This is a genomic window from Psychrobacillus sp. PGGUH221 (assembly GCF_042055255.1).
Lineage (GTDB): Bacteria > Bacillota > Bacilli > Bacillales_A > Planococcaceae > Psychrobacillus.
Genome location: NZ_JAQMHQ010000004.1, coordinates 296,603 through 315,412, shown reverse-complemented (window position 1 = coordinate 315,412; position 18,810 = coordinate 296,603). Strand labels below are relative to the sequence as shown.

19 protein-coding genes and 1 other RNA gene are annotated in these 18,810 nt (G+C 36.7%); 4 read left to right on the top strand and 16 right to left on the bottom strand.

The window, feature by feature from the left end; translation table 11 throughout:
* A partial coding sequence (locus tag PGC35_RS09100; RefSeq protein WP_375218920.1) for a hypothetical protein occupies nucleotides 1-327 on the bottom strand: 327 nt, incomplete at its 3' end.
* Between the two features lie 278 nt (nucleotides 328-605).
* Between PGC35_RS09100 and PGC35_RS09095 the strand changes: the two genes are divergently transcribed.
* From PGC35_RS09095 to PGC35_RS09080, 4 genes are all read left to right on the top strand, one after another.
* The gene (locus PGC35_RS09095; protein ID WP_053589744.1) at nucleotides 606-1,058 is read left to right on the top strand and encodes a chemotaxis protein CheX; all 453 of its coding nucleotides are present in this window, start codon (nucleotides 606-608) and stop codon (nucleotides 1,056-1,058) included.
* A 189-nt stretch (nucleotides 1,059-1,247) separates the two neighbouring features.
* Complete coding sequence (locus PGC35_RS09090) at nucleotides 1,248-1,370, top strand: cytochrome c oxidase subunit 2A (protein WP_375218919.1); 123 nt, start codon at nucleotides 1,248-1,250, stop codon at nucleotides 1,368-1,370.
* 20 nt (nucleotides 1,371-1,390) lie between these two features.
* Nucleotides 1,391-1,867 carry a cupredoxin domain-containing protein gene (locus PGC35_RS09085; RefSeq protein ID WP_375218918.1) on the top strand — a complete coding sequence of 159 codons (477 nt, stop codon included), beginning with the start codon at nucleotides 1,391-1,393 and terminating at the stop codon, nucleotides 1,865-1,867.
* 1 nt (nucleotide 1,868) lies between these two features.
* A complete protein-coding gene (locus tag PGC35_RS09080) occupies nucleotides 1,869-3,536 on the top strand; it encodes a b(o/a)3-type cytochrome-c oxidase subunit 1 (RefSeq protein WP_375218917.1) in 1,668 nt (555 codons plus the stop codon).
* Nucleotides 3,537-3,664: 128 nt separating this feature from the next.
* Here the strand turns inward: PGC35_RS09080 and PGC35_RS09075 are convergent, their stop codons facing one another.
* From PGC35_RS09075 to gpsB, 15 genes are all read right to left on the bottom strand, one after another.
* On the bottom strand, nucleotides 3,665-4,480 hold the full coding sequence (locus tag PGC35_RS09075; protein WP_375218916.1) for an enoyl-CoA hydratase-related protein: 816 nt from the start codon (nucleotides 4,478-4,480) through the stop codon (nucleotides 3,665-3,667).
* 59 nt (nucleotides 4,481-4,539) lie between these two features.
* Nucleotides 4,540-5,700, bottom strand: coding sequence for a CaiB/BaiF CoA transferase family protein (locus PGC35_RS09070; protein WP_375218915.1), 1,161 nt, complete (start codon nucleotides 5,698-5,700; stop codon nucleotides 4,540-4,542).
* Between the two features lie 36 nt (nucleotides 5,701-5,736).
* Nucleotides 5,737-6,201: a MaoC family dehydratase gene (locus PGC35_RS09065; RefSeq protein ID WP_056829551.1), complete on the bottom strand. Its 465-nt coding sequence runs from the start codon at nucleotides 6,199-6,201 to the stop codon at nucleotides 5,737-5,739.
* Between the two features lie 12 nt (nucleotides 6,202-6,213).
* Nucleotides 6,214-7,095: an HpcH/HpaI aldolase/citrate lyase family protein gene (locus PGC35_RS09060; protein ID WP_375218914.1), complete on the bottom strand. Its 882-nt coding sequence runs from the start codon at nucleotides 7,093-7,095 to the stop codon at nucleotides 6,214-6,216.
* 12 nt (nucleotides 7,096-7,107) lie between these two features.
* A complete protein-coding gene (locus PGC35_RS09055) occupies nucleotides 7,108-7,854 on the bottom strand; it encodes an IclR family transcriptional regulator (protein WP_375218913.1) in 747 nt (248 codons plus the stop codon).
* A gap of 24 nt (nucleotides 7,855-7,878) precedes the next feature.
* Nucleotides 7,879-9,171, bottom strand: a complete 1,293-nt coding sequence (locus PGC35_RS09050; protein ID WP_375218912.1) for a TRAP transporter large permease — start codon at nucleotides 9,169-9,171, stop codon at nucleotides 7,879-7,881.
* Nucleotides 9,168-9,698 (bottom strand): TRAP transporter small permease, encoded by a 531-nt coding sequence (locus PGC35_RS09045; RefSeq protein ID WP_375218911.1) that lies wholly within the window; start codon nucleotides 9,696-9,698, stop codon nucleotides 9,168-9,170. The genes PGC35_RS09050 and PGC35_RS09045 overlap by 4 nt, the downstream gene beginning before the upstream one ends.
* Nucleotides 9,699-9,743: 45 nt before the next feature.
* Entirely contained in the window at nucleotides 9,744-10,781 is a 1,038-nt protein-coding gene (locus PGC35_RS09040; RefSeq protein WP_375218910.1) for a TRAP transporter substrate-binding protein, read from the bottom strand.
* Between the two features lie 26 nt (nucleotides 10,782-10,807).
* Nucleotides 10,808-11,158 (bottom strand): cupin domain-containing protein, encoded by a 351-nt coding sequence (locus PGC35_RS09035; protein ID WP_375218909.1) that lies wholly within the window; start codon nucleotides 11,156-11,158, stop codon nucleotides 10,808-10,810.
* A 356-nt stretch (nucleotides 11,159-11,514) separates the two neighbouring features.
* A complete protein-coding gene (locus PGC35_RS09030) occupies nucleotides 11,515-13,014 on the bottom strand; it encodes a carboxypeptidase M32 (RefSeq protein ID WP_375218908.1) in 1,500 nt (499 codons plus the stop codon).
* Nucleotides 13,015-13,063: 49 nt separating this feature from the next.
* Nucleotides 13,064-14,965 (bottom strand): ATP-dependent DNA helicase, encoded by a 1,902-nt coding sequence (locus PGC35_RS09025; protein ID WP_375218907.1) that lies wholly within the window; start codon nucleotides 14,963-14,965, stop codon nucleotides 13,064-13,066.
* Between the two features lie 89 nt (nucleotides 14,966-15,054).
* A complete protein-coding gene (locus PGC35_RS09020; protein ID WP_375218906.1) occupies nucleotides 15,055-16,182 on the bottom strand; it encodes a THUMP domain-containing class I SAM-dependent RNA methyltransferase in 1,128 nt (375 codons plus the stop codon).
* A complete protein-coding gene (locus PGC35_RS09015; RefSeq protein ID WP_375218905.1) occupies nucleotides 16,182-17,909 on the bottom strand; it encodes a putative bifunctional diguanylate cyclase/phosphodiesterase in 1,728 nt (575 codons plus the stop codon). The genes PGC35_RS09020 and PGC35_RS09015 overlap by 1 nt, the downstream gene beginning before the upstream one ends.
* A gap of 142 nt (nucleotides 17,910-18,051) precedes the next feature.
* Nucleotides 18,052-18,439: RNase P RNA component class B (gene rnpB / locus PGC35_RS09010), an RNA gene on the bottom strand.
* 63 nt (nucleotides 18,440-18,502) lie between these two features.
* Nucleotides 18,503-18,802, bottom strand: a complete 300-nt coding sequence (gene gpsB, locus PGC35_RS09005; protein ID WP_375218904.1) for a cell division regulator GpsB — start codon at nucleotides 18,800-18,802, stop codon at nucleotides 18,503-18,505.
* Between the last annotated feature and the right edge of the window lie 8 nt (nucleotides 18,803-18,810).

Sequence of the window (18,810 nt, the reverse complement as noted above, 5' to 3'; positions counted from 1 at the left end):
AGGAGCAAAAGATCTTGATTTTCTGCGACGAGCTTGCGCAGGAGCAAAAGATCTTGATTTTCTGCGACGAGCTTGCGCAGGAGCAAAAGATCTTGATTTTCTGCGACGAGCTCCGCGCAGGAGCAAAATCTTTTGAAGTTCTGCGACGAGCTCCGCGCAGGAGCAAAATCTTTTGAAGTTCTGCGACGAGCTCCGCGCAGGAGCAAAATCTTTTGAAGTTCTGCGACGAGCTCCGCGCAGGAGCAAAATCTCTTGTATTTCTGCGACGAGCTTGCGCAGGAGTACGTTTTTTATTTCCGCTTCATAAGTAAAAAAAGCTGGCTTCATCTGTTCCACTTCTATTGAACAAATCAAGCCAACTTCAGAAAGTAATTTTATTTAACTTGGGGGGAAGTTGCACGTAACACATAAGCTGTGACCCCACTATAAAGTAAAATAGTTGATCCAATTAATAACGCTAACATACATATCGTCCTCTCAAGTGAATTTGAAATTCATTCTCATTTAAATAATAGCACAATGTTTCGACATTTTCTACATATAGTATTCTTTTTGTAATGCTTTTATGCTAAAATTAAGCCATCTTTACTATTCGGAGGGATAAAATGAGTGCGTCTAAACACATACAAACTATACTAAATGGCACGATTCAATCGTTAAAGTCCGTTATCCCTCTTCCTATGGATATTAAATCACCATCTTTGATGGTTCAACCATATGATCAAAAAGAGATGGGTGTACTAATTGGGATTATAGGAGATATAAAAGGTCGTATAATTATAGATTCGACATCTAATTGTTTTTCATCGATTGGTGCAACTATGTTTGGTATGGCTTTAGAAGGAGAAATGCTTGAATCATTTACAGGTGAATTAGGAAATATGATAGCAGGTAATTTATGTACTACTGTTGCAGGTAACAACTTAGAAATAGACATTACGCCACCTACTGTCATTGTTGGTACGACCAAATTATTTGGATTTCAGCATGCTTTTAGACTACCAGTCGTAATTAATGACATTGGTAATTTAACGATTATACTTACGATCGATGAATAATGAGACCTAAGAGAACTTTCAACTTATGAAAGTTCTTTTTTTATTCCTCCAACTACCCCTATCTCATTTATTCTTCACATTAATTTCACATTATCCCCTTTCTTGTGTGACTTTTCTCACATCATTGCACTTCAATACTATTTATTATTAAAACTATACAAGAACTACTATTGTAGGAGGTGTAGACAAATGTCGAAAAAACGTGAAAAAGAACTAGATTTGAAAGGAACATTATATTCGGTTGGATTTCTTGGGGTATTCATATTAATTACATGGTTTATGGCATTTTACTTGTTTATTGATAGATTTTAATAATTTGGAGGTTTAAAGCGATGCATATTCATAAGTACGAAAAATGGTGGATAACATTTGGAGTTAGCTCATTGGTCTTATTTTTAGTCATTGTTGGTATTAGTGCATTCCACTTTGGATCACATCCACCAAGCTCAAAAATTTATATTGATCCGGAACGTGTGGAAGAGATAGCACCATTTAATAACCCAGGAGTGCATAAAGTGGAAGGAAAAGATTGGGACTATGAAGTTGTATTTGTAGCTTCTGCATTTTTTTATAATCCACCTGAGATTGAAGTTCCCCTAGGGTCTAAAGTGAAATTTATAGCAACAACCAAGGATGTAGTTCATGGGTTCCAAGTAGCTGGCACAAACATTAATATGATGCTTGAACCAGGATATGTTTCTGAATATGTAACTACCGTTGATAAAGCAGGAGAGTATCTAATCTTATGTAATGAATATTGTGGTGTTGGACATTCGTCCATGACATCCATGCTAAAGGTGGTTGAGTAATATGACAACTATTACAGAAAAAGCGAAAGACTTAGTAAAAGTAGATAAAAGAGACGGAAAACTAGCACTCGCCCATATATATGTTGCTTTCATCGCATTAGCGATTGGTGGGCTTTGTGGTCTTTTACAAACATTAGTACGCTCTGGTACATTTACACTCCCTTGGGGAATCGGCTATTATCAAATTTTAACGGTTCATGGTGTTTTACTAGGACTAATTTTAACAACCTATTTTATTTTTGGTTTTCAAATTGCTGCCGTTAGCCGTACTGCTGGTACATTAACTAATATACAAAGATTGTTTGGATGGATCGGTTTTTGGACAATGACAATCGGTACAACTGCTGCTTCCGTTATGGTTTTGTTAAATGAAGCATCTGTACTGTATACTTTCTATGCTCCACTACAAGCTCACTGGATTTTCTACGTAGGAATGGCTTTAGTAGTTGTGGGATCATGGATTGGTGGAGCAGGCCAGATAATGAAATACATCGAATGGAGAAAGGCTAATCCTGGTCAGCCTAGTCCATTATTAACTTTTATGGTTGTAGTGAATTTGGCAATGTGGATTATTTGTTCACTTGGTGTAGCAGTGGAAGTTGTTTTCCAACTGATCCCATGGTCATTGGGTTGGGTAGATGAAGTGGATGTTCTGCTTTCCCGTACATTATTCTGGTATTTCGGTCACCCATTAGTATATTTCTGGTTATTGCCAGCATATATGGTTTGGTATGTTATTATCCCAAAAATTATTGGAGGAAAAATTTTCTCTGATGCACTCGCTAGATTGTCATTTATGTTATTTTTACTTTTCTCTATTCCAGTAGGATTCCACCATCAGTTAACTGAGCCAGGAATCAGTTCTTTCTGGAAGTTCCTGCAAGTTGTATTAACATTAATGGTTGTTATCCCTTCTCTATTAACTGCATTTTCTATGTTTGCAACTTTTGAGTTACGTGGGCGTGCATTAGGTGGAAAAGGTATATTTGGATGGTTAAAAAAATTACCATGGGGAGATGCTCGTTTCTTAGTTCCTTTTATCGGAATGGCTGCATTTATCCCTGCTGGTGCTGGTGGAATAATTAATGCCTCTCACCAGATGAACCAAGTAGTTCATAATACTATCTGGGTAACTGGCCACTTCCATTTGACAGTAGCTACAACTGTTGTGTTAACTTTCTTCGGTGCAGCATACTGGCTCCTCCCACATCTAACAGGGAGAGTATTAACAAAGCAAATGAACAGACTTGCTATTATTCAAGGTATTGTTTGGGCATTTGGAATGAGTATCATGTCAGGTGCAATGCATATTGTCGGTTTATTTGGAGCCCCTCGTCGTTCGGACTTCTCTACTTATGGAGGTTCTGAACAAGCGGCAGAATGGATTCCCTATCAAATTGCACAAGCAGTTGGTGGCACCATTCTATTCATAGGGATCATATTAGTCCTTTATATTGTTATAAACTTAATATGGTTTGCTCCAAAAGGAGAAACTGAATTCCCTATCAGTGAAGTTTCTGAACATGCTGAGAAAACACCTATGGTACTGGAGAATTGGAAAATTTGGTTAACCATTTGTATTGCTTTAATTTTATTTGCTTATACAGTTCCCCTAATCGATATGATTCAAAATGCACCACCTGGATCAAAAGGATATAAATTCTGGTAATCGGTATCGTGAATAAAGTAATTTACAAAATTTACAGAGAATTGAGCGAGGAGGAAGTGAATAACACACTTCCCTCCTCGCCTATTTTTGTAAATGGCCCATTCTAGATTTATTAGTAATTGCATAATCTATTTTTCTTTCATAAATTTATTTCTAAGTTCAATTAGGGCATCTTTATGACCCTGATGAAACACACTAATGGCCATCTGGGATGAAACATAATCCAATGATTGCTTCAGAGACATTGTCTGAGATTCTTTCACAATTCGTTTTGTCATTTGGATTACTTCTTGAGGTTTCTTCAATATCCCTTCACAATAGTTTTGAATAAATCCATACAATTCATCATAAGGGACAACTTGACTCAACATTTTTAACTTTAGTCCTTCTTCGGCACTTAACACTTTGCCTGTCCAAAGCATTTCTAATGCCATGTCCATTCCGATAATTCTTGGCAAATAATATCCTCCGCCATCACCAGGGACGATTCCGGCGTTTATATAGGTTTCACCTAATTTTGCCTGGTCAGAGGCGATTCTTATATCGCACATCAAAGCCATGTCAAGCCCAGCCCCCATTGCATGACCATTGATTGCCGCAATCATCGGTTTATCTATCTCTTCCATTAGAAGTGGAATTCGTTGGATGTTCTTCCAAAGGCTATTTTTCACATGCAATGGTGTACTTCTAAAATCAGTCTCATCTAATTCTTTCTTGGCTAAGAATCCTTTCTGATTAATCATTGACTTCACATCACCACCTGCACAGAAGGCACGTCCATTACCAGTAACTACTCCGATATGAATTTCTGGATTATCCCTTATCTCCTCCAACGCCTTAATCCATAAATCAATCATTTCTTTGCTAAAGGCATTCATTTGGAGCGGTCGATTCAATGTAATCGTAGCGATATGATTTTTCACAAGAAATAGTAAATCAGCCATAAATTACTCCCCCATATGTAAGAGAGTCGGCACTAATGATGATAGCCGACTCTTCTTATTTATTTCCCGTCTTTTTCCCGCAACTGAAGTCCCTTTAATAACTCTTCATTATGTTCTCCCAAGTTCGGTGCATAGCGGTTTAATTCGACAGGAGTTTCCGAGAATGTTACTGGGAACTTCATATCTCTTATTTCTCCTTCCGTCGGATGATTGACAGTTCTAAAGAAATTAATGTCATTCAAATGAGGATCCTTAAATAGGTCATCTGGTGTATTGATATTTGTGCAAGGAATATCAGCATTCACTAATAAGGAGAGCCATGTTTCAGTCGTTTTCTCAGCTATTATTTCCTCAATCATACTGTAAACAAAATCTATATTTTGTGTCCTAACCTCCATATCAACAAATCTTTCATCTGCTGCCAACTCTTGGTGACCCGACACTTCAAAGAAAGATTTCCATTGTTTATCATTGTAGATCATGACACCTATGTAACCATCCTTCGTCTTATATGGCTTTCGGTAAGGAGAAGTAACACGTGAATAATAGGTTGAGCCTTTTGCTGGAATAAATGTCTCCCCATACATATGCTCAATCATATTGTATGAAACCATCGTCTCAAACATTGGCACTTCAATTTCCTGACCGCCCCCTTTTTGCTGGCGATAGAGCAATGCAGCCAAAATCGAACTGAGACCGACAAGCCCGGCAGTCTTGTCAGCCAAAACAGTTGCCAAGTATTGGGGAGATCCTGAAACCTTCCCTTGGGCTGACACAATTCCTGATGCAGCCTGAATAATGTCATCGTAAGCAGGCTTGTCACCATACGGCCCTTCTTTACTAAACCCATACATCCCACAGTAAATTAGTTGACTATTTACTTTCCTGAGATGTTCATAGGAAAGGCCGAGTCTTTCCATCGTTTTAGGTCTCATCGTATGAACGAGAACATCTGCATCTTTTACAAGGGCAATCATCGTTTCCAACCCATCTTTACTCTTTAGATCAAGAGCAACGCTCCGCTTATTGCGGTTTAAATGGAGAAAGAGACTTCCCATTCCACGGTTTTTCGATGGTCCGAGATACCGTGTCGTATCCCCTGATGGGCTTTCAATTTTAATGACATCAGCCCCCATATCTGCTAACATGAGTGTGCAATATGGACCCATTACAACTGAAGTAAGATCAAGTACACGAATACCTTCCAACGGTCCACTCATCTGTTCTCCTCCTAAACTTTTAAATAAAATGATTAATTATTTACTCGTACTTGGTTTTTTTAACATAAGACCCGCTCGCTTTGTCTTTACCACCAACTCCCCATGCTGGTTATAGCCTCTTTGTTCAAACCAGACGATTCCAGTGCCAGCACGTGATTTTGACTCACGTTTACCAACAATCTCCGTCTCAGCGCGGAGTGTATCCCCGATTCGAACAGGTGCAGGAAACGTAGTCTCTTCAAAACCTAAATTACCTAGCGTAGTCCCTTCTGTTAATTCTGCAACTCCTACTCCTACGACAAAAGATAAGGTGAAAAGGCTATTAACGATTCGTCCTCCATGAATTGTCCCTTTTGAATACTCCTCATCTAAATGTAGTGATTGCGTATTATGGGTCAAAGTTGTAAACAACAAGTTATCCGTTTCTGTAACTGTACGTCCAGGCAGGTGTTTATAGACATCACCAATCATTAATTCCTCATAATATTTTCCGCCTGACATGGTTTCTCCCCCTTACTTGCTTGTCTGATGTAGTTGTTGATAGATATCCAATATTTCCCTTGCTGTTTTCACATGGGCATAATCAATATGCTCGCCCTGGTACATGATGGCCGTTTCGCCATTGCTTTCTGCTAACTCAAATGCATCCACCAAACCACGATAGTAGATGATTTCATCCTCTGAAGGAGAGTAAATTTCATTTACAATCGAGACATTAGAAGGATGTAGAATCAGCTCGCCAGCAAACCCCAATTGTCGATTGAACGCTGCACTTCTCTTTAACCCATCTAGATTATGAACATCTTGCCAAAGACCACCAATTGGTAGGATTCCTGCAGCACGTGCAGCCATCACAACTTTAGAACGCATATACAAAGTCTCCAAGCCTTCATTCGTCCATTTATATCCGAGTGCACGAGCAACATCCCCATTTTTGGCACTTAAACCCGCTATTCCTATAACGCGTTCACAAATAGCAATTTCATACGCCATCTGCATCGATTTTGCTGTTTCAAGGATAGGTAGAAGTTTTACCGTCCCTCTAGGGATTCCTTGATCGTGCTCCAAATTTTCCAGAACTTTCGAAATCGATTCAATGTCATCAGGACCATACAATTTTGGCAAAACAAGACCTTTAATACCCTTCACTACGACAGCCCTTAAATCCTCCAAATCGAATTCTTCCTCTTTATTGATTCGGACAAATACATTTATACCTTTAGAGCATAGATGAGGAATCTCTTCAGCTACATAGCCCCGTGCCTCACCTTTCAAATGCAATGGAACACTATCTTCCAAATCGAGAATGACACCATCCGCTCCAAAGGTAGGAATTTTATCAAACCACTTTTTCTTAATCCCTGGTACAAAAAGAAACGTTCGATAGTTATTCAATAGAATCCTCCTTTACACTTTCCGATAACCTAATTTATAGGAAATATTAAGAGCAGCCTCTTTTATTTTTTCTATATACGAACCTTCGAGCTCTTTTTGATAATCACCTATAGGGATTACACAAATTATGCTGCCTATTACCTTACTACCAGCATCAAAAATTGGTGCTCCAATACTGAGAGCTCCTTCTTTCCGCTCATTAGCTGTAATTGCATACCCTTGGCTTTTAATTTTTTTAAGTTCCTCTTTAATTTCATTTCTTTTATCTTGTGATTCTCCTTCTTTATCAAATACATCTTCAATTTCAGAATCTGAAAGATATGCGAGTATCGTTTTACCACTGGCTGCAATGTGGACCGGCTGTAAAACACCGATTTCTAAGACATACTGGAGTGCAAATGAACTTTTAACACTATCAACAAACGAAAGCTTTGTATGTTGCGGATAATAAAGTCCAAAATATACGGAGTGCCGTAATTCTGATGCCAGACTTTCCAGTTGTGGACGAGCTACTCGTTTCACATCTACATTAGTAGAAACGATTGATGCCATTCTGATGAAGTCAGATCCGACTCTATATTTATTAGTTAACTCCGAATACTCCAAAATATGCTCGTCCTTTAACATGGAAATCATTCGATGGGTACTACTTACAGGCATCTTAAGATATCTGGAGAGTTCATTCACTCCCCACTCGTTTTGTATATCAGTAAATGCTCTAAGTATAGAAAAAGTTTTAGAGATGACATTTGAATTCATATTAATTTCCTTCCTAATTTTGCTTTATTTAATCATTAATTCAGGAAGCCATAATGTAATGAATGGCATTAAAATTAATAATACTAGTATAAACAGATCCATGATGACAAACCAAGTTACCCCTTTAAATCCTTCCGCAGTCTTAACTCCTGCAGCTCCTGTTGCGACAAAGACGTTCATACCGACTGGAGGTGTTACCAATCCTATTTCTACAGTTTTCGTCACAATAATTCCAAACCATACTGGATCGAAACCAAGCGATGTGATGATTGGGAATGTTAATGGAAGTGTCAAAATAAGAATTGCTATTTGGTCCATAAAGAATCCTAAAATTAGATAGATGATGATAATAATTGCCAATATCCAATATTTAGATGTATCCAACCTTTCAACTATTCCAACAATTCGCTGGGTAGACTGAGTCAATGTTAAGAAGTAACTGAAAATATGTGCCCCAATGATAATCGTCATTATCATCGTAGTAGATTTGATAGTATCAGTAAGTGCTTCTCCAAATTTGTTAAGATTCATTCTTCCCATGATAAATACAACGACTAATGTAATAAAAGCACCCATCGCTCCTGCTTCCGTAGCTGTTACTAGTCCGCTATAAATTCCTCCAATAACAGCAAGGATAATGATAAGCATCGGCCATATATTCTTTAGAGCAACAAACTTCTCTTTTATGGTAGGATTGATTTCAATTTTTGGTGCAATTTCGGGCTTAAATTTTACCCAAAGGAAAATGACAATAATATAACCTAGAGCTGTAAGAACCCCAGGTATAATTCCAGCAATGAGTAGGGACCCAACACCTGTTTCAGTTAAAATTCCATAAAGGATTAAGATAATGCTTGGTGGAATCATGACTGCCAAGGTTCCGGCCATACTAACAACGCCCATAGTAAAAGCTGTATCGTAGTTGTATTTTTTCATTTCTGGTGCAGCTGCTTTCGACATGGCTGCGGCAGAAGCCTGACTCGAACCTGAAACTGATGCCATCATCGCCCCTGCAAATACAGTCGCAATTCCAAGTCCTCCTGGCAATTTTCCAAGCCATTTGTATGCAGCCTGAAAGAGATCCTTCATAATTCCACTAACTGTCATTAATGAAGCCATGAGAATGAACATTGGAATCGAGGTCATTATAAAACTTTTAACACTGTCATAAGGTGCTGTCTGCATAATTCCTAAAAATGAATCCCATCCGCTGTTCATAAGTAATCCAATAGATCCTGCAATTCCTAAAGCAAAAGCAATAGGCATTCCGAAGGCTAAGAATAGTAAAAGTAAAATAAGCGGTATTGCAACACTCATAGCATTTCACTCCCATCAGAAGGATCTGTTTCACTGTATTTACCTTTTCCTATAGCGAGAAGTAAAGCCAGTAATATCAACCTAATAACCAATAAGAATGAACCAATCGGAATCCATATATAAGATAGCCATAAAGGTAGATTGATAAGGCCAGCCGCAACATAATTAAATTGCAATGCTTCTAGTGTCATATTGGACCCTTTCAAACCGATGAAAAAAAACATCACTGCCGCGAACACGTAATAGATGATATTCAGAACATCCTGCACTCGTTTCGGAAATCGATCGAATAGAATGTCAAGGCGGATATGTCCGTCTATTTTCTGTACAAAGCTCATGCTTAAAAACACAAGTGCCACCATCAAATACAATTCAATCGTTTCATAAGCTCCTATAATAGATTGCTTTAAAAGATAACGACTTATTGCATCTGCGGTCGTTAATAACATCATGATCACAACAGCTACTTGTGAAAGCCTCAATGAAAGAAATTCTAACTTATCAAACCATTTTTCAATGAAGTCCATACTTCCACCTCCTTAGGGACAGCGCTCTCGTTACAAGAACGCCTTTTATTTATTTAAACTAGCTTGTATTTCACGATACTTTTTGATTGTTTCTTTAGCATTGAAACCACGGCTTTCCAAATCTTGTGCCCAACGGTCCCATGAAGGTTCAAGAGCCTTATCCCACTGGGCGGATTCTGCTTCACTTAACTCGTATACTTCCATTTCTTCGGCATATTGTTCTGCCAATTCCTCGTTTTTCTCATCCAGGAATTTCGATAAGTGTGCGACAGTTTCGTCCCCCGCTTGGGATATCGCTTCCTTCACTCCTTGAGGTAAAGATTGATAGACTTCATCATTAATGGAATAAACTACAGCAAAACTACCTAGATTGGCACCTTTAGTTGTGTACTTAGCAATTGCCTCAATTTGATAGGCGGCAAAACTTGTGAATGGAAATGTGACCCCATCGACCGTACCTCGCTCCATTGCTGTATAAGCTTCCGTAGCTGGCATGAAAATCGGTGAAGCACCAAGTTCGTCAAAACCGAACTCCATTGTCCCTGTAACACGTGCCTTTGTACCTTTGATATCTTCAATACTTTTAATCGGTTTTTCTGCTGTAACGTATTGATATTGAGGTAAAGCAACTGCAAAGATTGGACGTACATCATGTTTCAAATACTCTTCTTCCGTTAAATAGTCTTTCATTAGCTTCCAAAAGATTTCGGAACCCTCTTGGGACGAACTATAAGCACCTGGCAGAGTTGCAACTTCTGTCAAGGGTAGACGCTCAGTAGAATAGGATGTATATCCGATGTCCACTGTTTTAGACAATGTCAAATCAAGATAACTGCTCGCTTTTCCAATCTGTTCGGCAGGATAATGTTCGAATTCTACTTTACCGTCTGTTAATTCCTCTACACGATTCATGAAGAACAAAGTACCTTCTGACGAAAGATAATTTGTAGTAGGAAGTGAATCCGCTATCTTCAGCTTAATAACCCCGTCTCTTTCATTGCCCTGAACTGTATTTCCACATCCTGAGACGAGTATTAAAATAGAAAGACTTAGCAAAGCTACTACTTTTTTCATTTCTTTCATTGCACCCATTCCCTTCAGTTATTATTTCATCCCTTCACTTTTTGAGGGGAATACATGAGGACAAAACGCAAAAGACTTTCTCCTATATTTTTCACTTCATGCATCGCCATTTTAGGAATCCAAATTACATCTCCTTTAGACAGGACTGCCTCCTTTTCATTGATGACAATATGCATCTTACCTTCCAATATGTACATAATTTGCTCCATATCCTTATGGAAATGTGGATCTGCTAACCCGCCTGGTTCCATCTCGCCAATAATGACCTCCAAATTCTCAATACCCTCAGCCGGTCCTACTAGACGACGGTTGAATGTTCCTTCATGTCCAGGTGGTGAATAAATCTCAACATCCCTCTCCTTCTTCCAATAAACCATTACCATTACCCCTTTCAAATTCTCTTCTGAATACGCTTACATTAAATTCAAAAAATAAACACCATTCCATTATTCGGAATACCGTTCCATTTACAAAATTAGTTTAACATAAGGAATTTTATAAAACAATATGTTTTCTGAAAATTCCTTCTAATGAAAAAGAATGATTTTTGTAACATGACTATTTACTTAAGTTGCTTTTATCATGACTGCACAACAATAAAAAAGGTATCCAAAACTGTCAGAGTGACAATTGGATACCTAGAAAGTTAAATGTATTTTATTGAAGCGGATGAAAAAACTATAGACAACTCGTTCTTAAGTTTGTCTACAATCTTGTAAAAAGTAGCAGTTTTTTATAATTGATAAATTTTAGTATATTTCTCTTCTAAGTAATCTGCCAAGTAATTACCATTAAGCCCTTCACCTGTTGCATCTTTTAGTATTTCCAATGGTTTTTTTAGTGCACCGTACTGATGGACATTTTGGGTGAGCCAAGATTTGATAGGAGATAAATCCCCTTGTTCAAATAGTTCGTCAAAATTCGGGATATCCTTTAACATAGCCGCCTTAAACTGTGAAGCATACATATAACCTAAAGCATAGGAAGGGAAATATCCGAAGCTTGCTCCCGCCCAATGAACGTCTTGCAGTATTCCTTCTGCATTAGTAGAAGGTCGTACTCCTAAATATTCCTCATATTTCGCGTTCCAGATTTTAGGCAGTTCTTCAACCTTTAAATCTCCATTAAATAGACCTTTCTCGATTTCGTAACGAATCATTATATGAAGTGCATACGTTAGTTCATCTGCTTCAATACGAATAAGGGAGGGCTTGACTTCATTTATTGCACGCAAAAATTCCTCCATCGATACATTTCCGAATTGCTCTGGAGAATAGCTTTGTAACTTTTCATAGTTTTGTTCCCAAAACTTCGGGTTTCTGCCAACAAAGTTTTCATAAAATAGAGACTGTGATTCATGAATTCCCATGGATGCACCACCTGCTAGAGGTGTCCCCGTTAATTCTTCCCCAACATTTTGCTCATAAATGGCATGACCACACTCATGAATAGTACCAAATACAGCAGAACGGAAATCTGATTCATCGTATTTCGTTGTAATTCGGACATCTCCACGATTTAATCCGGTTGCAAATGGATGAACTGTTTCATCTAGTCTCCCCGCTTCAAAATCATAACCAAGTTGTTTTAACACATCTAAACTAAATGACTCCTGCTGCTTTTTATCGAAATGCATATATAAGAAATCTGTTTTCGGTTGATTTGGAGATTCTGAAATTTTCTTTAATAAAGGCACAATACGATTTCTTAAATCTCCAAATACTTTATCTAGTATTTCCGTAGTCATTCCAGGCTCGTATTGATCCAACAATACATTATATGGATTATTGTCTTTTACTCCCCAATAAGTCACAAATCTCTTTAAAGTGTCCACCATTTCTGTCAAATATGGCATGAACATCGCCCAATCGTTTTTGGACTTTGCTTCTTCCCAAACAGATTCGGATTTAGATTGAAGAATAACAAATTTTTTATATTCATCTGCAGGTATTTTTTTACTCAAATCATATTCTTTTTTCACTTCTTCAAACACACGCTTCGTTACAATATTTGCTGAAGAAATTGTAGGTTCTAGTTCATCTAATAATTTCTTCAACTCGTCTGATGTGGAAAGATTAAATACATCTGTTGCAAGTACACCTACAACTTCAGAACGCTGGTCTATTCCTTTTTTCGGTGCCCCTGTGCGCATGTCCCAATATAATACACCTAATGCTTCATTGTACGCACCAATCTTTTTTACATAGTCTAAAAATTGTTGTTCTAACGTCAAAATAAATTCCCCCTTTTTTCCAACTCCACATTATCGTACCATATGACTATTATTGATGAATAGATGTTGGCAAGATTTTAACAAATCGACTTTGTAAATTTGCTTCTTCTGGGTTAAGTAGAATATGAATTTCTCCGTAATCGTTAGATGTTCTAATAAGTCTTCCGATGCCTTGTTGCAATCTTAGTAGCATAAATGGTAAATCAACTTCTTCAAATGGTTCGTTTGAAAAATTACGTTTTGCGTCAAACAAAGGATCTGCTGGTGGGAACGGCAAATCTACAATAATAACTCTTGTTAACGCTTTTTCAGGTAAATCAAGACCTTCCCATAAGTGGTAAGAGCATAATGTTGAGAAGTTACCTTCTTGAAACTCCTTCACTATTGTGGAAAGCTCTCTCTCCCCTTCAAAAACAATATCTTTAGTTAAAGGGATAGAATTTCGAAATTGGTCCATTGCTGCTTTTGATTTAAATAAAATTAATGTTTGTTGCTTATCTTCCAATAATTTAGCCACATGTTTAGCTTTGTCTTCTTGTTGTAGTTTTGTTACATTGATTTTCATCACTTCATCATAGTCAAATGGGGAAGCTACTGAGAACGATTGGTATTTTTCAACACCTAGTGAATCCGCTATATACGTAAAATCTTTTTCAATAGAAAGTGTGGCGGAAGAAAATACGATTGGCATTTTAGAAGTAAACAGTTTTTCATTTAAAATATCTGTTACTAAACGCGGCATAATAATCAACGTTTCATGGCCATCAATAATTTCAAGCCACTCTACTCCATCCCCTTTTTCCGTGAACAAACGTAAAGAATAAACATACTGCTCTAAAAATTCTTCCACCATACGCAGCTCGTATTCAGGGATTGTAAATAACTCTGACTCAAAGACGAATTCTTCGAGTAGATCTTCCGTTAAACTAATAGCTTTCTTGCATGTTTGAATAAGTAAATCTGATTTATTGATCGTCATTCGGTCTGAATCTCTGGCGATGCTATTTTTTCGAATTAAACCAAAAATCTCATCATGAGTTTCTTGTAGTTGCTCCATTAAATATAATGTTTTCTCTCTAATTCCATCTACCATGATTCTTTCTAATAAACGAACTAATGTCTCACTCTGTATTTCATACGTAAGCGCTTTTTGTGCAGCAAATTCTAATAGATGTCCCTCATCCAATACAATCATTGATACTTCTGGCAATAAAGGAAGCTGTCCCTCACGAACTCTCGATTCTTTTGTCCAAATATGTTCCATTAAAAATTCATGAGAACATATAAGCAAATCTGCCGATTCTCTATAATTTTGACGATGAATAGTTTGGCCACAACGATTACGCAAATCACAAACCATACACTGCTGAGTCGGATGAAAATTTACTTTTTGCCAATCTTCATCACTTACCCCAGAAAATTGGCTTCTTTCTCCATAGGGAAATATTTTCTGAAGAGAGGAATGACCATAAACAAAATCCGGAATTAGATCCTCTATTTCCTCTATGAAATAATCATTATCTAAATCTTTTTGAGCATCCTCTAATCGTTTTAAACAAAGATATTGATTTCTTGATTTTGCTAGACGTACATCAATCTTAATATCTAAATAATTTTGCAGTTTAAAAATATCGCCTGCTTCTTTAACTAATTGTTCAATTAACGTTTCATCTGCACATGCGATTAAAGCAGGTTTTCCCGTATATCTTGCATAAGAAATTGCAGGTAACAAATAAGCAATAGTCTTCCCTGTACCTACTCCCGCCTCGGCAAATAGCACATTTTTTTCTTTTAGAGCTTTTTCAATTTGATAAGCCATAAATATTTGTTCATCACGGCACTCAAAACCCTTTTCTGGTAATTCATCGTATAATACATCTCCCATCCAATCACCTAATGATTCGAAGAAAGAGCGGTCCTTGGATAATTGAAATGGTAAAGCTTTTTTCATATATGAACTCCTCCAAAATAAAATAAGAACGGAAAGGAGTTCCTCCCTTCCGTCAAACTAATTTTTAATCTACACAAATAATCCTCTACTTAAGAACGTTTACCCCAAAATTGGTAATAATCTGTTCGAATAAATCCGTTAAATAATTTACGTTTTTTTGTTGCACGTTTACCATACAATTGTTCAAAGTTTTCCATGGATGAAAGCATATAGACAGACCAGGTAGGATACTTTTCCATTAAATATCCTAAATCGCTAATTACTTTCTCAATTACTTCAACTTCTCCAATTCTCTCCCCGTACGGAGGGTTACCAATCATAACACCGTCTGTAACCGTAGTGGAAAAGTCACTAGCTTGCATTTGTTTAAATGTTATAATGTCTCCAAAACCAGACTCAAAAGAATTCTGTTCCGCTACTTGAATCATTTTATGATCGATATCAGAACCTATAATTTGAAGCTCTTGATCATATCTCGCAAGATCTTCCGCTTCATTTCGTACATCATCCCATATAGTTTTAGACATCCATGACCACGATTCACTATGGAAATCACGATTAAAGCCTGGAGCTATATTTTGTCCAATCATAGCAGCTTCAATCGGAATTGTTCCAGAACCACAAAACGGATCAACAAATGGGCGATCTGGATTCCATTTAGAAATTTTCACTAGTGCAGCTGCAAGAGTTTCTTTTAATGGAGCTTCTCCTTGTTCTTGACGATAACCGCGTTTATGCAGACCAACACCACTAGTATCAATTGTGATCGTTGCTATATCTTTTAAAATACTTATTTCAATTTTATATGTTGCTCCTGATTCATCTAGAAATCCTATGCGCTTATACGCTAGCTTAAGACGCTCTACAATTGCTTTTTTTACAATAGCTTGACAGTCCGGAACACTAAAGAGAGTAGACTTAACTGATTTTCCTTGTACAGGAAATGCAGCATCTACTGTTAGAAACTTTTCCCATTGAATTGCTTTTGTTTTTTCAAAAAGCTCGTCAAATGTTTTAGCTGGAAATTGTGCAACTACAATTTTTACACGATCAGCAACACGCAACCAAATATTTGCTTTGGCAATTGCTCTTTCATCACCTTCGAAATAAATTTTTCCATTTTCAGTAGTTGTTTCATAACCTAGCGCCTTTACTTCATCTGCTACAATCGATTCTAACCCCATTGCGGATGTTGCTACTAATTTAAATTTTGTCATTATACATTCCTTTCTTGCTTATGAATTTCCCATAATTCGATGAAATCCAAAAGCTCTGAGCTTGGAATTGGCCTGCTATAATAATATCCTTGGATGATATCACAATCCATTTCCTTTAAAAGCTTAACTTGCTCTTTCGTTTCTACACCTTCAGCTACTACTTTTATATGTAAACGGTGGGCCATCATTATAATACAATCTACGATGGCTTGTTTATCTTTTAAAGAGGTAATTTGTTGAACAAAACTACTGTCTATCTTCAAATAATTTAGTGGAAAACGATTTAGATAACTTAAAGAAGAATAACCTGTTCCAAAGTCATCTATAGAAATTTTGAAGCCCATATTTTTTAGTTTAATTAACTTGTTGACTATACCCTTCGCGTCTTTCATAACCGTCCGTTCTGTCAACTCTAATTCTAATTGGCTTGGACTACAATTATATTGCATAAGAATTGCATTTATTCTTTCCATAAAGTCATCTTGTTGGAAATGTAATGACGCAATATTAATTGAAATAGGTAAGTGGAGTATCCCTTTACTTCTCCAATCTATTATATCTAGGCATACTTTTTCCAGTATCAATTCACTTAATGGAATAATTAAACCAGTATCCTCTGCGTAAGGAATAAATTCTCCTGGTGAAACGTTGCCTAACTTATCATTTTCCCATCTAACAAGTGCTTCAACACCTATAATTTCTTGGTTACCAACTGATATTTTAGGTTGATAATAAATATGGAATTCTTTTGTTTGAATGGCTTTTCTAAGTTCTGCTTCTAAAAGAAGTAACCGTTTAGAATCTTTTTTTAACTCCTCGAAATAAAAAGCATATTGATTTCGTCCATTCTGTTTAGCAAAATACATTGCTTTATCCGCTTTATGAATAAGTTTTTCTGCATCTATACCATCTTGCGGAAAAATACTAATTCCTATACTTGAAGTGATATATATTTCGTTTCCATCGATAAAAAAGGGTTTGTTTAAAGATTTAATAATTTCTTTAGCTTGACGAGCTGCATCTTTTTGATGGTGAATATCATTTAAAGTCAGTAAAAACTCATCTCCACCATATCGAGCAAATATATTTTTCTCTTTTACGATTAATTTAATACGATTGGCAACTTCTGTTAATATTAAATCTCCAACATCATTTCCTACTGTCTCATTGATATGTTTAAAACGATCTAAATCAATAAAAAGTAATGCATGTTTATGATTAAGTGATTGAGGAAAACTAATTAATTCATTTAATGATTCTTTAAACGTCGATCTATTAGCTAAATTCGTTAATTGATCCGTAAGGGTCAACTCTTCTAACTCTCTTTCTATTACTTTTTTACGAGATATATCTGAAAAAACTCCAAAATAATTGGTAACCTCTCCAGCGCTATTCACTATACTTGCAATTGATAATTGTTCTGGATAAATTTCACCACTTTTTCTTTTATTCCAGATTTCCCCCCGCCAAACACCTTTCGTATTAAGTTCATTCCACATATTTTTATAGAACGAAGCATCTTGCATACCAGATTGTAAAATACGAGGATTTTTACCTCGAACATCATCCATCGAATACCCTGTAACCAATTCAAAAGCAGCATTTACAAGAGAAATGTGCATTTGTCCATCGGTAATCATTATACCTTCAGTTGTAGAATGAAATACTTCCTCTACTAATTTATTTGGGTATAAATAAAATTGTTCAGGTTGTTGTTTTTTCTTCACAATCAAATACCTGCCTTTGTTTACGCTACAAAGTAATAATCAAAATTTTTACTCTATAATTTTATGAAAAAGGTTATGTAAGATAAGAAAAGCTCTCCTCGAATGGAGAGCTTGTTTATATTATTATTTAGCCACTCATACACTCAATAAGCCATGTTTTGTCTCTACGGTACTCAAACGGTGCTTTACCTCGTACTGTGTAGATGGCAATCATCTATCTACAGAATAACTTCTGTTCTTCTATCCGTTCATTTCCTTCAAGAAGATGCCCCTACCATAATTTGGGTTTCTCACTCGTGGGGTTTACCTCGTTCCACCTGTATAGTTTCCTATACAGCTACGTCACTGTGGCACTTTCAGAGATTGTCAGCCATATCCTAAAAAGGACTTAGGCCTTCATCCCGCCGTCAGCTAAAAATAGCTGCCTTAGTTTATTTTTTCACTAAGCACGAACACTACATTCATCTCAGAATTGTGTGAGCATGGACTTTCCTCTACAATGTCTAGCATTGCAGCGATTGCCCGAATATATAAGTGGTATTCATAGTATACACGAAACTTGTCGACATTTCAACGCATTGAAATTAATATAATTATTCGTATAATTTACTTCCAAATACATGTTTCTCTAAATGTGAAAGTCGTTTCAAAATATCAAAATTCGTTGCACCAGTAGGTGGTGGTGGTGCTTGCTGAGTTCTTTTCGGAGCCTCTGCCAATTCTTCTCTTAATTGCTTATTTTCTAATTGAAGTTGGGAAATTTTCTTTTCAAAAGCCTCGTAATCTTGAATAATATCATCTAAGAATACGTCAACTTCCTCTTGGTTGTACCCTCTTAAGCCTGTTTTAAATTCTTTTTCTAATATATCTGATGGTTTAAACTTCAATTCCATAGTACATC

Excerpts from the sequence above, each read along its gene's own strand:
- PGC35_RS09025 (WP_375218907.1), bottom strand. The coding sequence starts at position 14,965 with ATGAAAAAAGCTTTACCATTTCAATTATCCAAGGACCGCTCTTTCTTC.
- PGC35_RS09045 (WP_375218911.1), bottom strand. The coding sequence starts at position 9,698 with ATGGACTTCATTGAAAAATGGTTTGATAAGTTAGAATTTCTTTCATTG.
- gpsB (WP_375218904.1), bottom strand. The coding sequence starts at position 18,802 with ATGGAATTGAAGTTTAAACCATCAGATATATTAGAAAAAGAATTTAAA.
- PGC35_RS09095 (WP_053589744.1), top strand. The coding sequence starts at position 606 with ATGAGTGCGTCTAAACACATACAAACTATACTAAATGGCACGATTCAA.
- PGC35_RS09080 (WP_375218917.1), top strand. The coding sequence starts at position 1,869 with ATGACAACTATTACAGAAAAAGCGAAAGACTTAGTAAAAGTAGATAAA.
- PGC35_RS09070 (WP_375218915.1), bottom strand. The coding sequence starts at position 5,700 with ATGAGTGGACCGTTGGAAGGTATTCGTGTACTTGATCTTACTTCAGTT.
- PGC35_RS09035 (WP_375218909.1), bottom strand. The coding sequence starts at position 11,158 with ATGGTTTATTGGAAGAAGGAGAGGGATGTTGAGATTTATTCACCACCT.
- PGC35_RS09020 (WP_375218906.1), bottom strand. The coding sequence starts at position 16,182 with ATGACAAAATTTAAATTAGTAGCAACATCCGCAATGGGGTTAGAATCG.
- PGC35_RS09055 (WP_375218913.1), bottom strand. The coding sequence starts at position 7,854 with ATGAATTCAAATGTCATCTCTAAAACTTTTTCTATACTTAGAGCATTT.
- PGC35_RS09075 (WP_375218916.1), bottom strand. The coding sequence starts at position 4,480 with ATGGCTGATTTACTATTTCTTGTGAAAAATCATATCGCTACGATTACA.
- PGC35_RS09050 (WP_375218912.1), bottom strand. The coding sequence starts at position 9,171 with ATGAGTGTTGCAATACCGCTTATTTTACTTTTACTATTCTTAGCCTTC.
- PGC35_RS09065 (WP_056829551.1), bottom strand. The coding sequence starts at position 6,201 with ATGTCAGGCGGAAAATATTATGAGGAATTAATGATTGGTGATGTCTAT.
- PGC35_RS09085 (WP_375218918.1), top strand. The coding sequence starts at position 1,391 with ATGCATATTCATAAGTACGAAAAATGGTGGATAACATTTGGAGTTAGC.
- PGC35_RS09040 (WP_375218910.1), bottom strand. The coding sequence starts at position 10,781 with ATGAAAGAAATGAAAAAAGTAGTAGCTTTGCTAAGTCTTTCTATTTTA.
- PGC35_RS09090 (WP_375218919.1), top strand. The coding sequence starts at position 1,248 with ATGTCGAAAAAACGTGAAAAAGAACTAGATTTGAAAGGAACATTATAT.